Annotated in this window: 8 protein-coding genes and 1 riboswitch; of the genes, 3 read left to right on the top strand and 5 right to left on the bottom strand. The window is 51.5% G+C overall.

All coding sequences use genetic code 11. The annotated features are described in order from the left end of the window. Positions 1-411: 411 nt before the first annotated feature. Positions 412-1,875, bottom strand: coding sequence for an NAD(P)/FAD-dependent oxidoreductase (locus NST69_RS00335; RefSeq protein WP_342548200.1), 1,464 nt, complete (start codon positions 1,873-1,875; stop codon positions 412-414). Positions 1,876-2,013: 138 nt separating this feature from the next. Further along, positions 2,014-2,113, bottom strand: a riboswitch (purine riboswitch). Between the two features lie 310 nt (positions 2,114-2,423). On the opposite strand from NST69_RS00335, the gene NST69_RS00330 reads away from it, so the two are divergent. Next, entirely contained in the window at positions 2,424-3,434 is a 1,011-nt protein-coding gene (locus tag NST69_RS00330) for a GGDEF domain-containing protein (protein WP_342548199.1), read from the top strand. A 256-nt stretch (positions 3,435-3,690) separates the two neighbouring features. On the opposite strand, the gene NST69_RS00325 is transcribed toward NST69_RS00330, so the two are convergent. After that, positions 3,691-6,831, bottom strand: coding sequence for an EAL domain-containing protein (locus NST69_RS00325; RefSeq protein ID WP_342548198.1), 3,141 nt, complete (start codon positions 6,829-6,831; stop codon positions 3,691-3,693). A 298-nt stretch (positions 6,832-7,129) separates the two neighbouring features. Here NST69_RS00325 and NST69_RS00320 point away from each other — a divergent pair, with 298 nt between their 5' ends. Together NST69_RS00320 and NST69_RS00315 are read left to right on the top strand one after the other, a co-directional pair. Beyond that, positions 7,130-7,273, top strand: a complete 144-nt coding sequence (locus NST69_RS00320; protein WP_200869518.1) for a hypothetical protein — start codon at positions 7,130-7,132, stop codon at positions 7,271-7,273. A gap of 245 nt (positions 7,274-7,518) precedes the next feature. Further along, the gene (locus NST69_RS00315) at positions 7,519-9,801 is read left to right on the top strand and encodes a TPM domain-containing protein (RefSeq protein ID WP_342548197.1); all 2,283 of its coding nucleotides are present in this window, start codon (positions 7,519-7,521) and stop codon (positions 9,799-9,801) included. A gap of 676 nt (positions 9,802-10,477) precedes the next feature. On the opposite strand, the gene NST69_RS00310 is transcribed toward NST69_RS00315, so the two are convergent. The 3 genes from NST69_RS00310 to NST69_RS00300 form a co-directional block, all read right to left on the bottom strand. Continuing rightward, on the bottom strand, positions 10,478-11,266 hold the full coding sequence (locus NST69_RS00310; protein ID WP_036723535.1) for a formate/nitrite transporter family protein: 789 nt from the start codon (positions 11,264-11,266) through the stop codon (positions 10,478-10,480). A 335-nt stretch (positions 11,267-11,601) separates the two neighbouring features. Next, positions 11,602-14,142, bottom strand: a complete 2,541-nt coding sequence (locus tag NST69_RS00305; RefSeq protein WP_342548196.1) for an S-layer homology domain-containing protein — start codon at positions 14,140-14,142, stop codon at positions 11,602-11,604. A gap of 159 nt (positions 14,143-14,301) precedes the next feature. After that, on the bottom strand, positions 14,302-15,396 hold the full coding sequence (locus NST69_RS00300) for a toxic anion resistance protein (protein ID WP_036723538.1): 1,095 nt from the start codon (positions 15,394-15,396) through the stop codon (positions 14,302-14,304). Between the last annotated feature and the right edge of the window lies 1 nt (position 15,397).

Here is a 15,397-nt window from a genome sequence, read left to right as displayed (position 1 = left end):
CATTATATCAGCAGAGTTAAATTAAGGAAACCACTACTATATAGATTTCACTTATATTTTTTCTGTTATGGGATTGCCGTGACTCCATAGAAGTTTTGGACTTCCGGCCGCACATACATTTGGTCCGTGTGCCTGCATCAGAACACAATGTATACTGTTTTTCACATACATTCGGTCCGTGCGCCTGCTTGCGAGCACAATGTATACTATTTTCCACATACCTTTAGTCCGTGCGCCGCTCTACCAGCCAATTTCCATTCGGTTTTAAGCATACCTCAGCATTAAAGTCATTCTACGAATCATTCAAAGAATACTTATCCCCAAATCTATAGTTTCCTAAAAAACAATAAAAACAGCCGACCCCCAGCATATGAGGATACGGCTGTCCTTCCGGCGTCATCCCGCCCAGGATTATACCCCTGCCGGTTGTACACTAACCTCTTGGGCATTCTTCGCCATCATGCCGCGGGCGATCCACACGCCAGCCGCTCCGGCCTGGGCCAATCCGCGGGTAATGCCTGCCCCGTCGCCGCCGCAGTAGAGGCCGGAGATTTCGGTCTCGAACTCATCCGTCAGCTTCGGACGGGCGGAATAGAATTTCGCTTCCACGCCATAGAACAGCGTATGTTCGGAGGCGATGCCCGGGGTTACCTTTTCCAAGGCTTCAACCATCTCAATCAGGCTCTTCATCGTGATGTACGGCAGCACCAGACCCAGGTCACCGGGCACCGCTTCCTTCAGAGTCGGCTCCAGGAACCCTTCCTTAATCCGGGTCTCCGTAGACCGGCGGCCCCGCAGGATATCTCCGTATTTCTGTACAATGACCCCGCCGCCGGACAGATCATTCGCCCGCTTGCAGATCTCCCGGGCATATTCATTCGGCTTGTCGAACGGCTCGGTGAAGGTATGGGAGACCAGCAGCGCAAAGTTGGTGTTCTTCGAGCCCAGCGCAGGGTCCTTATAGGAGTGCCCGTTCGCGGCCATCGCTCCGCTGTGATTCTCCACAACCACATGCCCCGAGGGATTGCTGCAGAAGGTGCGGACGCGTGTACCTACGGAGGTATTGAAGATGAATTTGCCCTCGTACAGATGCTCATTGATCTCCCGCATCACCACATCCGAGGTCTCTACACGCACCCCGACATCGACCTGGTTATTGTACATTTTGAGCCTGCGCTTCTTCAGCACCTCGGTCAGCCAGGCCGAGCCGTCCCGTCCCGGAGCAATCATCACCAGGCCAGCCTCATGACTCTCCCCGTTCTTCAGCATAATGCCTGTAATGCGGTGCGTTCCGTTCTCTTTGACGGTAACGATATCTTCAACTTCTGTCTTGTATAACATATCAATGCGTGTCCGTAGATATTCATAGATCGATTTCAGAATCTCCAGGTTCTGCTCGGTTCCGAGGTGGCGGACCTGCGCCCGCAGCAGCTTCAGCCCGGCGGCATATCCCCGCTGCTCGATACCGCGAATGCTCTCCGTAGTCGGATCGGTAATGACCGGGGTTGCCCCGTGCTCCAGGTTGATTCCATCTACATATTCAATCAGCTCCATCACCTTGGAAGGAGGCAGATAATCCGTCATCCAGCCCCCGAATTCGGTGGTAATGTTGAATTTGCCGTCACTGTACGCACCAGCGCCGCCGAAGCCCGCAGTAATGGAGCAGGCCGGCAGACACCCGGCGAATTCCTTGCGGCCGGAGGCGGGCGGACAGAGCTTGATTTTCTCCTCCAGGATCGGGCAGTTGCGGCGGTAGATATCATGTCCCTTGTCCACCAGCAGCACCTTCAGCTCAGGGGCCTTCAGTGTTAGTTCATAACAGGCGAATATTCCAGCCGGACCGGCTCCAACAACAATTACATCATATTTACTCATATCTTCTCTGTTCCTCCCAAGGTGAAACGGCTTCGGCCTGCGGTTGACAGGGGCCGCAAAGCGTCTCTGCAGTATATTAGTCCACTTAACCAAGCAGCACACAACAGCACACAAAAAAACCCGGCCTCTTCATAGGTATGCAAAATGCACCCTATTCGTAGCCAGGAATTTACGGTCCCCTGTAGAAACCCCCAAACCTTATCATTGAGGATATACGAACAACTTAACCCGTTATTACGGGGCAATTGGAATTTTACCGAATAAATCCGAATGTGTCAATGATGAATAGCATGAATAGTTCGTGTTTATAGCATTATTCAGAATCACGTACCCAGACAACCTAACAAACACCTTACAAACACGAACGTTATTCCAGACCTATTCCCTGACATAAGACCTAGAAGGAGAAACGAGAACATTGTCGAATATATAAGTACATTGCCACTGGAAAAGAGGAACATCTTATGCAGATCCCGCCCCCTACTCCTCGCCAAATGTATTGGAACCGCGTCCTCCTCAATACCTTTTGGATGGCGCTTTTTGTTTATATGGCAAGCCAGCTATATGTTTACTTATCCATGTGGGGCCACCGGCCCGAGTTGTCCGACAAGCCATATCTCATTAGGCATATCTGGATTCCAGATGCTATTCTGTTCGCCCTGCTGCTGATTCTGGAGGCTGTCCATAAATACAAGCCGCTGTTATCCGAATTCTCAATTATTCTTGGAAGTCACCTGTGCGGTATCGTGTTCATCCTGAATCTTAGTTCCGAATATCATGTGAAGCCGCTGATTATGCTACTTCCGCTGCTGGTGTCCATGATCTATCTGAGGGAGAATTATCTGAGGGCTTCCTCTGTGATCTGCCTGATCTACATCATCATACTATTTCTGAACACCTCTATTACCGATTACACGCTACGCATCCAGAACATCATTATCACCCTGATCCTAGCCGGAACCTCCCTGGCCGGCTTCGGTGTTATAGCCCGGGGCAAGGATCTTATGCGCTCGCTGGAGAATTCGTTGAAGTCAGAGCAAGAGCTGCGCATCCAGAATATTATTATGGACCGGCTGTCCAAGATCGACCCGCTGACCGACCTGTACAACCATAAGACCTTTCATGAGTACCTGGGCTGGCTGATTGACCATCAGCAGAGCAATCCTTTTCCGATGCAGCTGGCGGTTATTGATATCGACAATTTCAAAAAGGTCAATGACCGGTACGGGCACTGGGTCGGAGACATCGTTCTCCGGCAGGTCGCCGCTGTCATGCTCCAGCATATCGGCTCGGATGATTTCGCAGCGCGGTACGGCGGGGAGGAATTCGTGATTATTCTGACATCCAAGACATTAGAGGATTCGGGCCGCATTATGGAGAATATCCTCGCAGGAATTGCAAGCCTTCCGATCAGCGAAATGGACAATGAATCGGTTACCGTGAGCATCGGAATGCATGAATATAACGGCGGAGATTCCAAGAGCTCTATCTTTCAGCAGGCGGACGACGCCCTGTACGAGGCCAAGAAAACCGGCAAGAACAAAATCGTCATCTTCTAAGTCCATCCATCCCACAAAGTGTGGCTTTAGCTTAAATATAAGAATTTATATGTTGCACACGATAACTTATCCTTCTATTTCTCGCTAAAACGGTACCGTCCTCTAAAAGGACGGCAAAGCCGTTTACACTTGCAATGATGATTCAGGTATTTAGCGGGGCCCCCAAACATATGATTTCTATATTTCAAAAAAGCGGGTCCACCGTGCATAGCAGCCTATGCCGGGGACCCGCTTGTCATCTGAACCTGTCTGATATCTATTCCAGCTCCTCCGCCCCATACCGTCTCTGCGGAACAAGCAGCTCCATGACCTGGCGCTGCGGCACCGGCCGGCTGATCAGATAACCCTGCACTTTATCGCAATGAGCTTCTCTAAGGAAGGCCCACTGGCTGGCATCCTCCACGCCCTCGGCTACTACATCCAGACCCATCTTGTGGCCCAGAGTAATAATCGTCTGCACAAAAGATTCACTAAAGGCCTTATCGGCCAAGGAATCGATGAAGACTTTATCCATCTTGAGCGTAGAGATCGGCAGCTGCTGCAGATAGCTAAGGGAGGAATACCCCGTTCCGAAATCATCCAGGGCAATCCGTATCCCCCGGGACTGCAGGAACTCCAGCTTGCTAACCGTACTCCCGAACGACTCCATGAAGATAGACTCTGTGATTTCCAGCTCCAGACTGGATGCCACAAGGCCGCTCTCCTCCAGACTGTCCAGCACAATCTCTACGAAATCATCCTGCAGGAGCTGAATGATGGAGATGTTCACCGATATTTTATAAGGAATGCCGGTCCGCTGATGGATGCTGTTCATGAACTTGCAGGCCTCCCGCAGCACCCATTCGCCGATATAGATAATCAGCCGGGAATCCTCGGCGATCTTAATGAAGGAGAGCGGGGAGACAAAGCCGAGGACCGGACTGTTCCAGCGGATCAGAGCCTCGAAGCCTGAGATCAGCCCGGTCTCCATCTGTACCTGCGGCTGATAATGCAGCTCGAATTCGTTATTATTCATTGCACTGCGCAGATGCTTCTCAATATTCATCCGGTCATTGAAGGCGGTATGCATCGATTTATCATATACGACGTAGGTGCTTTTCCCCTCTTCCTTGGCCCGGTACATCGCTACATCGGCGTTCTTCAGAATCTCTTCCGTCGTCTCGCCGTCTTCTGGGTAGAAGGAGATCCCGATACTGGAGGACACATACAGATTGCTCTCACCGATAAGAAAAGACTTGCGGAACGCACGCATAATATCCTCGGCCAGATTAAGCACATCCACCCGGCTCTCAATATCCTTGAGGAAAATCACAAATTCATCTCCGCCCAGCCGCGACAGCAGATCCTCCTCACGCACTACAGACTGGAGCCGTTCGCTGGCCTTGCGGATCAGAATATCGCCGGACTTGTGTCCAAGCGTGTCATTGATGTATTTGAAATTATCCATATCTACGAAAAGCAGCGCCGCACTGCCTCCCGTCCGGCGGAAATAACTCTCCATCGTCTCCAGCAGACTGAGCCGGTTCGGAAGATTGCTGAGCGAATCCATATACGCCAGGCGATGCATATTCTTCTGATTCTCCAGCAGCATATCATATTGTCCTACAATCTCCTGCTGGGTCGCTGTAAGCTGCTCATAAGTCGCCTCCAGCTCCTGGTAGCTGTTATTCAGCTTGAATTCTGCCTGCTTGCGCTTGCTGATATCGATCAGGGAACCAAGGAACAGGACGATCTGATCCTTCGGGTCAACGATTGCCTTGCCCCGCACCTCGAACCAGATGTACTCCCCTTGCCCTGTTCTCATCCGGTATTCGGTTTCATAGATCGGAGTCAATCCGGTAAGATGCTCCTGTCTGGCCTTGCGCGCAGATTCCTGATCATCCGGGTGAATAATGCTGAGCACGCCTCCCTCGAAGGAGTTGATCTCCGCCTCGGTATATCCCATCACCTCGTACCACCGGTCCGAGAGCTTGTAGAAGCCGCTGTCCCAGTCCAGCTCCCACATGTACGCACCAGAGCCTTCCGAGGCCAGGCGGAACCGCCGTTCGCTGACCCCCAGCCTATTGAACTGATCCTGCAGCTCTACCTCTGTGGCCGCCAGCTCCTCATATGTAGACTCCAGCTCCTCGTAGCTAAGCTGCAGCTTAAGCTCATTCTGCTTGCGTTCATCGATATCGATGCCGACCAGTACGAAGATATCCTCCGCCTGCTCATCCATCCCCTTAATGAGGGCTGTGCGGACGGAGAAATAATGCGCACCCGGAGAATGGTCAGGAAGCCTCAGCTCGACATTGGTCACATAATCCCGGGCTGCCGCCCTGGCAAGGAGATCTCTAAGCACGGCTGCACCGTCTTCCAGGCCAGGCAGCTCATCTATGCTTACGCCCAGCACCTCCTTCTCCTCCAGCCCGGTCATCATCTCGGCATATTTATTGAAGCGCACGCTCCGCTTGTCCCCGTGAACAGCCCACACAATCACTCCGGCATTCTCGATCACATCCTTGAAGAATTCCTGTTCGGAGTGAATCGTACGGCGCAGCCGCCGGATATACATCCGGAGCAGGACGGCACCGAATACCAGCAGAAGGGTCCCGATGGAGAATACGGTAAAAATCCGGTTACGCATCTTTTCATTATAATGGTCGGAATGCACGAAGAAATACTGCTGGTACAGCTCTTCGAAGGCACCTGAGCTTACCAGACGCTCTAGCCTTGCATTGACGTAGGACACCAGCTCCGGCTTGGACTTGCTGATGCCGTAGGCCACATCCTGCGGATACAAATTGCTCATTTTGCGGATAATATTACCGGTTAAGCCCTGTTCTACAATCAGATAATCGACAACCCCCTGATTCTCGAACAGCAGGTCGATCTCCCCCTGACGCAGAGCGTCCAACGCATCCGGTACGGTTGCATATTCTATGTATTCTGATGGCGGGATACCCGCCTCGTTCTGCAGGATGGTCTCTGCATATTGTCCTTTGCCAACACCGATCTTGTACTTACGGAGTGTGCCCAGCGTCACGTCAACCTGGAGTTCCTGACGCGAATAGACAGAAATATAGCTTTTTAACACGGGTTTCGAGAAAAGAATGTTCTGCTTCCTCTCCTCGCTGACTGCCATAAGCCCGGTAGTATCAATCCCGCCCTCACTCAGCCGCCGGTACGTCTGCTCCCACTTCCCGGTGCTGTAGTGGACAAGATATTCGTTCTTCTCAAAGATCATACTTGTCAGGTCAATATCGAAGCCCGTCAGATAACCATTCTGTATGTACTTATAAGGTGGATACTCCAGTTCTGCCTGGTACTTAATTTCCTGTCTTTCGGCATAAGCGGCAGCGGGGTGTGCAAGCATGAGCACAATGCTAATTAGAAGCAACAATTTACACCGCTTCATCGCAATTCTCCTTTATCCCAAGTAAGATCGGCATAACTATGTATACAAGCTTATTCGACAAAATATGGTAGGGTTCCTGCTCCTTTTTTCTCATTTCCGATAAATTGTGCACATCCTGCGGTTTCATATCCTTAATTCTTTAGTGCATCATCTTAGATTTAATCAAAAACTTTAGATTTGTATTGCTTTTTGCGGTTAAATTGTGGATAATAACAGTAACGGTTGATAATGATTATCATTATTGGATGTACAACATTCACTATTTTCTATATTCGAGCTAAAAGGAGACTGAACCCCCATGAACGCAGCCACTACCCGGACCGCCCTGCAGGTTGACGATTACCTGGACCTGCTCAATCTTGCTGTGAAAGTCGGAGATATGAAATGGCAGAAAGAAATCAAGTCCCGGTTGCAGTATATCCTGTGCCTAGAGACCAGATAGCCCATTTCATACAGAAATAGATGAATATAGCTTACTTCTTATACAAGAGGCGGTTCCAAAAGCCATGAAATGGCTGCTGGAACCGCCTTTTGATTTGGAGCAGGATCAACGTGAGCACTTGGGTGGACGCTATCGCCCATCAATTCCGGGGTACCTGCATCTGCGGGGCTTAGAATGTGTAATGATATAGTATAATGATCAGCATACTACAATGAACAATAGCCTATAGATCGGAGTGTGTCAGATTGAGAAAAAACCTCACCCTCGCCTTGGTCCTGATATTATCCCTGCTGTGGATTCCAGGGGTCTATGCTGCAAATATTCCTGCACAGCAAGGAGTAATTACGGATGAAGCCCGGCTGCTGTCTGCCCAAGAAGTAGAGAGCCTTACCGGGTTAGCCACTACAGGCCGTTACACCTTCCATGTCTTAACCGTTGACTCACTGACCGGGAGCGGCATGTCCAGTTATGCTGCGGATGTATATGATACCTGGGGGCTGAAGTCCCGGGACATCCTGCTCCTGATCGCTTATGAAAATCAGCTGACTGAGATCAGCTTCATTAACCCCGGGCTGCAGGATGCGCTCGATGCCTGGTCCTTACAACAGGGCGGAGCTGCGGGTAACGCAGCAATTAACAAGGTGCTGGAGAAATATTTCAATCCTTATGCCAAAAAGGGAGATATCCCTGAAGGCATACGTTCTGTGATCCAGCAGATGCAAGCCATTGGCAGCAGCGGACAGAGCAGTAATACCGGCAGCGGTGCGGATGCCGGTACGGCAGGAGCTGGCTCCAGTCCTAACGGCAGCAGCAGCAGATTCCCTCTCCTGCCGGTCGCAGGCGGTCTTGTCTTGGCCGCCCTGCTGATATTGCTGCTGTATGTGGCAATTACCGGAATGCGCCGCCGCAAGGGACTGTCCGTGCAGCGTGAGCAGCTCGCCGACCTATTGGTACGGGCGAACCGCGCTCTGGAGTCCCTTCAGCCTTTCCAGGGGATTGTGCAGGGCAAGACTGGTGAGAGGGTCGAGGGCATCTCGAAGCGCCTGACCTCCCGGCTGGTCGAAATCTCTGCGTTGCAGACCGCCGGGCAAGCACCATTGCCGCCGTTCTACCGCTTGTCTGCGCTTAAGGCGGCGGCAGAGCAGCTTCAGCAGACAGAGGGGGAATTCCGTGCCTCCCTGGAGGAAGAGGAGAAGAATATCGCAGTCGTCAGCGACGCCGACCGGAACGTCAAGCAGCAGATCACCGAGCTGAAGCAGGCTGCCCCGGAGCTTGAAGAACAGCGGCAGCAAGCGGCCCTGGAGACGGGCTATACGCTGGAGGAGATTGCCCAAGATCTTCAGGAGCTGGCCGAAGAGACGGCCAAGGCAGATCAACTGGAGCTGTTCGACCCCATTGCTGCCCAGGAGATTACTGCACAAGCTAAAAAGCGGCAACAGCAGATTGAGCAGGATATGCAGGATGTGGGGACCTTTGACGATAAGCTGAAGGCCTTCCCCGGTGTCCTGGCGGCTACCCGCAGCCGGATTGCCGGGCTGATCGACCAGAACTCCTTGCACAATATGAAGGTTAAGCCTTACGACAGCCTGGAGCAGTCTTCCGCTGCCGCCAGTTCCATGAAAGCGCCGCTGCACAGCGGCGATATGGACGAAGTGCGCCGGATTGGCGCTGACATGGATGCCCTTCTGACTGAAGCCGTGGCCATGACGGAAGGCCAGGCTATGATCCGGCAGAATAACCTCAAGGATCTGGAGACTGTACGCAGCACATGGGCAACGCTTAGCCAGCGGCGGAACGAATTACAGAGCCGGCTTGCCGGGGCGAAGAACCGGTTCGCCCGGAAGCACCTGGACGCTCTGGAGCAATTGCTTGAGGAGGCCGGAGGCACGCTGCGGCAAGGCGCGGCGGAAGTGCCTCAGCTTGAGACCTGGACCAGCGATGCACGCGGAGAGTATGACAATGCCCGCAGCGGGCTGGACCGGCTGCTTGCTTTGCAGGATGAGACGGCAAGCAGCATGAGTAGCATGAGCAGCAGTTTGGACACTCTGGAGGAGCGCCTCGACAGCTTGAGCAGGCTGTTCACAGAAGGGCAGAGCCGGGTGGATGCCGCCTACAATCTGCTGCACAGCAGAGGAATTGCCTCGCAGAACCGCTTCCAGCTATCTCTGCTGCCGGAGTATACCGAGCTGGAGCAGCGTCTGGCCTCAGGTCCCTACGATCTGGATCAACTGGAGGAGACAGGACGCTCCTATGCTTCGCAGATTGCTTCCTTCGTAGAAGAAGCGAACCGGCTGGTCCGTCAGAAGGAAGAGGCCGAACGCGCAGCCCAAATGGCCATGCTGCGGGAGCAGCAGCGCCGGGAACAAGCCCGCAGACGCAATTCCGGCCCGCCGGGCGGAGGATTCGGCGGCGGGCGCTCCTCCGGCGGCTCTTCTTGGGGCGGCGGCGGTGGCGGCGGACGTTCCTCCGGCGGCTCTTCGTTTGGCGGCGGCAAATCCGGCCGAAGCTCCGGCGGCTCCAAGTGGTAAGCAGTAGACTGCCGCTACAGCACATCCTCACCCTAACTGTAACAACTTATTCTGGGCCATCAAGCGAAATCAGGGGCATTAGTGTCCCTGATTTTTGCTTTCTATGTACTTCCTCCGGACCCTGCGCCCTCACGCTAGCACATTGTATTTGGTTTTTCTTTGAAAATACGTCTGGCGCTGCGATAAACGCACGGCCTACGCCGCGCTCCCAATCCGATTGTGGTCGGTTTTTCGATTACATTCGGCCTACGCGGCGCTCCCAGTCCCATTGTGGTCGGTTTTTCGATTACATTTGGCCTACGCGGCTCTCCCAGTCCCATTGTGGTCGGTTTTTCGATTACATTTGGCCTACGCGGCGCTCCCAGTCCCATTGTGGTCGGTTTTTCGATTACATTTGGCCTGCGCAGCGCACCCAGTCCCATTGTGTTTGGTTTTCCGTTAAAATATGTTAAATAAATGAAAAGACGATGTTCTGTTTTTTAGCCACGCTGCTCATTTTCAGGCTGGAGTTGTGCCTTGAAAGACATGTTTGTTTTCGCATACATTTGCCCACTTACCCTCGCCAGCACCGATTGTATTCGCTTTTCCACATACATTTGCCCTAGGCCTACCTGCGAACGCACAACAGCGATCCCCCTATCTCCGGAGAATCGCTGTTGTGTCGTGTTATTGCCGTTCAGTGAGACTCATCCTCCAGAAACGGCTTGTTCACATAGTAATACATCACGCCCATTAGCACGCCGCCGCCGATCAGATTGCCTAATGTGACCGGGACGAGATTATGCACCACGCCTCCCCAGGAGATCGTACCAGGGTGATCCAGGACGAGAGCAATCGCGAAGGTACACATGTTGGCAATACTATGCTCGTACCCCGAGATGAAGAAGCAGAACACGAACAGGACCATGGCGAACATTTTGGCACCGTCGTTCTTCATGGACATCGGGACGAAGAAGGCCAGACAGACGAGCCAGTTACAGAGAATCGCCCGGAAGAACAGCTGCATCGCCGGTGCTTCCATCTTATGGGCCACCACATTAAGCAGGAACCCGTTGACAGAGGAATCATAGAACAATCCGGTCAGAAAAATAAGCAGGGCAAACGCCGTAGCCCCAAGAATGTTGCCCAGATAGCTGACGACCCACATCCGCACAACCTCAGTCCATGCCAGCTTGCGCCTCAGTGCCGCATAGGTGTAATAAAAAGTGTCCCCGGTAAATAAATCTCCTCCACCGTAGGAAATCAGGATGATGGCTGCGCCGAAGGTGATCGCAGCCATCGGATAGGTCATCGGCGATTGTTCCATATAGAAGAAGTTGCCGGTCTTAAAGGCTACGATCACGCCGAATCCGATAAACATGCTGGCGAGCATGGCCCTGGCAATGTACCGCCATACGCTTTGCCGGAAGATCTTCTGTTTCTTAAGTGCAAGCTTCTCTACCTGCAGCAGTGCCTCGTTCTCCATTTGACCCTCCGTATTCACTTTATATTTTCAGTGGTGCCGGAAGACTGATGTACAGCCTCCAGCTATTATACCCAATAAACCACTGGAAATTGCTTGAATCACAGAGCATCAATAATTTATGGATTCCGTTCACTCCCCGCACCCTTGTTACAGGTTGTTATCCTCCCGATCATTCAGGCTGGCAATCGCCTCCGCCTTCTCACTGCTGGCTACGACGATAAGCACCACGATCAAGCATCCCAGAATCATCCCGCTTATCCCCTCTTTCTCCACAGGTCGCCTTAGTGACAACGTATGTGGAGGAGCGGGATAATATGAGTAGGATTAGCGGAGAATCAGTCAGTCAAACCGCCAATATAATAATTAAGCGCCTTATAATTAGCATCATAGAACAGGATAATGTAGTCTTCCGGCTGTCCATTCCGCGCCGCATCATCAGATAACTGAATTCGCTCATAAGGATAGATACTGTTAGTATTCCGATAATCATTTAAATACTGTACTGCAGATTCTGCAGAGAATTCTTGCTTAGCTGCTGCCAACGCTGATTTAGAGGTCGCTGTGAAATAGACCGCCTCGGGATGCGTTTTCTGATAATCTTTTACAGATACATAGTCTATACGGGTACCGTTATTATAATCCCGGACCAGCTTAACTCCATCCCCAATCTGTGCCGCCGTTCCGTCCCACACCGGCCGCTTCGACGAGAAATCTACCAGCTTGGTGGTATAACGTATTGCTTGCCCTGCCTTATTATAATAGACCACTGTAACGTAATTCTGTCCGCTCTTATCTGTCACCGGAAGAACTACTGAATGAATGTCAGCAAAATCAAATTCCCCATAAGGGCTTGGTTGTGCTAAATCCTCTGCACGAACAGGATTGGCTGTAATGTAATACGAGAAGCTGCCTATGCTTCCCTTCAACTCATCCGGGAAACCCATCCAATTCATACTTATTGTCTTGCCGTTGAATTGATTATACCCATCAATAATTACGGATTGAACCAGATCCATATTTTGAAGTGGTCCCGATCTCTTGGCGTCCATAAGAGCTGATACAGCATTCTTAAGCTTAGTCTTGCGTTCTCCCCAATTGAAAGAATCATCAAACGGCAAGTAGGCTCTATAAGCCCTGTTAACTGCATCTTCATCCATTAAAGTTACATTCGAAGGAAGCTCGTCAATTCTTTTCATGGCTGCTTCTAATTTCAGGTCTGTGCTAAGCATCACCTTGCCGGTGTAATAACCCAATGGCTTCATCTCGGAATCGAGGAAAATAATGGTGTATTCATCTTCGTTATATGTTTTGAAATTATATAATGTGTCATAGGCAAACGGGATATAGCCCGGTGATGAAGCACCTACTGCTGTATTAGAGGATACTGTGGCATCAACCACACTGACCCAGCCGTCTCTGTACACTTTACGCGAAGCATGAATGATATCATTCAATTCCAAATTCAGGTTACTGTCCATATAGTACTTCGGGGTAATTGTATATCCCACTGCTCTTCCGCCAAATTGCAAAGCAGCATCTTCCACATCAATAGTATCCCGATAATATACTTGGGAAGACACTGTGCTGAATTTCTCCTGGGTAATAGTCACACCACTATTTAGTAACATTATACTGCTATAAGCCTCAGTAACTGAGGGCTGCAAATTCACCTTTTGAGTATAGAATCCGGTCACTTCATTAGATGAATTCCGTACCACAACCGAGACATATTTATCGCCTGCTGTGCCAATCCTGCTCTTTGGAATCGAAACACCGGTATATGTCAGCGTCTTCAACGAGTATCCCGTACTAATAGAAGCGTACTGGAGATTGGTAAGCTCCCAGTGGAGATCTCTAGAGCTGATCGGCTTCGCTGTTACATAATAAGTTATCTGGTCATTTAGACTGATAGTGCTTCCAATCACCCTGCTATAATCAACTTCTAGATAAACAGCATTCGTAACTGAATCGTCAGGGCGAGAGGTGATGCTGATATCCAGCGCCGGAAGCTCCTTGACCGGTAATTCATTAACAGGTTCCGGGCTTGGTGTCGGTGTCGGTGTCGGTGTCGGTGTTGGAACCGGCGTTGGTGTTGCCGCCGGAGCCTGGGTTGGTGTCACCTGAGGACCACCGCCCCCGCCACTACCGCCGCCACTTCCTCCCGCAGCTACAGCAGCAGTTGCAGTTGGTGCAGCTGTAGCTGCGGGAGTAGCCGACGGCGTTACGGCTGGAGCAGGCGTCGCCGCTCCCTGTGCAGATTGACCCGTTCGGGAGACTGCCGCATCGATCAGCGCTAAGGATTCTGCACGGGTCAAGGCTTTGACAGGCCCGAAGGTTCCATCCGGATACCCTTTAAGCACCTTCGCTGTGACTGCGGCAGCAACACTCCCTTTACTCCAGGATGCAATCTGGCTTGCATCACTGAATACTTCCAATACCTCTATACTGCCCGCGTCCAGCTTCAGCAACTTGCTGACTATAACTGCTGCTTCCTGGCGGTTAATCGGAGCATTCGGGCGCATCTCATTGTTGAAGCCCTGGATATATCCAGCCGCTATAGCCTTCGCAACCTCACTATACGCCCAGCTGGTAGAAGGCACATCGGTGAATTCCACCTTACTCTGTTCCGTAAAATGATAAGAACGGTTGATGAGCGTCATGAACTCCGCTCTGGTTATGGTCTGGTTCGGTTTAACCGATCCATCTCCGAAGCCTTTAAGCAAGCCGTTATCCAGCCAGCTCTGAATCGTTTGCTGCGCCCAATGTCCCTCATAATCCTTTGTTCCTGCAGACTGGGCTACCGCTGTCCCCATAGAACCAAACAGCATCCCCGCTCCGACTATACCTGCCAATATTCCCGTTAACTTCCTGATCATCAATACTCTCCCCCTGAATGTACGACTGAACCCATCTCATAATATCTCACCGGAATATATTAGTAAATTAGAAATTTAACAACAAAAAAAGCCCGCCGAATCCATATCAGCAGGCTTGGTGCATTATTCAAGTTATTTTACCGGCCCAGAAGCAAACCCTTAATTCAAAAAGCTGCTCAGCCCGCTCTCCGCCTGCTTCAAAGCCTGCGGCTGTGAGCCTTCGTTAAGCCCGAGCCGGTTGTTCAGCTGGGTGTTGATGGTGGTCATTTTGGACGTATAGTCCTGACAGCTCTCGATGATCCGCCGGTTGGACTGCTCTGAGGTATCCAGGGCGCTGAGCAAGTCGCCAATAGCCTGATTCACGGCTTCCAGAGACATGGACGGCTTGGAGAGCAGCTCCGTTGTCTTCTCGGTCGTCGTGCGCAGCAGCCGTGCATTCTCCTTGAACTGGTCCTCGATAGTCTTGTTGGTGGCTTCGACCGCATTGATGACATTCTCCTGATCGGCCAGGGACATGGCAATCATCGCCGAGACGGTGATCAGGTTAGAGGTCTTATCGATCGCGTTGTTTACGGAATCAATCAGCTTGTCATTATTGTCATTGATGATATCCGTTGCCGCAATCGCCTGATTGTAGAGCAGAATCATCTCGGTCATGGACTGAATCCGCACCATAACCTTGCGCAGCCCCCGCTCCAGATACGCTTTGCGGAATTCATTCTCGGGCTTGGCGATCTCCACCTCGAACAGCTCCTTCAGCTTGTTGCCGAAGGCGATCTTGGTCTGGAGGTTATAGATCTCCTCCATGGAGGTACGCTTCAACTGGCGCATGTTAACGATGCTCTCCTCTAGCGTATCCCGGCCGTCACGCAGACCGGTGATGATGGCATCAATATTGGTGCGGACCGACTGATATTTGTATACATAATTTTTAAGCGGGCTTTTGCGCAGCATTTTGCCGAAGAAGCTGACATTTTTGCTCTGCTGAAGGGTCTCGCACTCATTGCGCAGCTTCATAATCATATTGGGCACTTCCACCCGCTTGCCGCTCATCAGGTCATTGACGGGGCGGTCCAGCAGCTTCAGCGTCTGGCCTGCCTTCTCCTGCGTCTTCACCCCAAGCTTCCCGATATCATCCATCAGGGAATCCAATGCCACCGTGTCAGTCTTGGCTACCTGCTCAATTAACTGGGAAGCCTCCTGGACTACCTTCTGCTCATCTTCTTTTCTAAGCTCAATTAACTGCGTGGACATG

This window comes from Paenibacillus sp. FSL P2-0089 (assembly GCF_038595095.1).
GTDB classification, from domain to species: domain Bacteria; phylum Bacillota; class Bacilli; order Paenibacillales; family Paenibacillaceae; genus Paenibacillus_AQ; species Paenibacillus_AQ silagei.
Note: the sequence above shows the minus strand (reverse complement) of the source record. Positions and strands in the feature narration are given on the sequence as shown.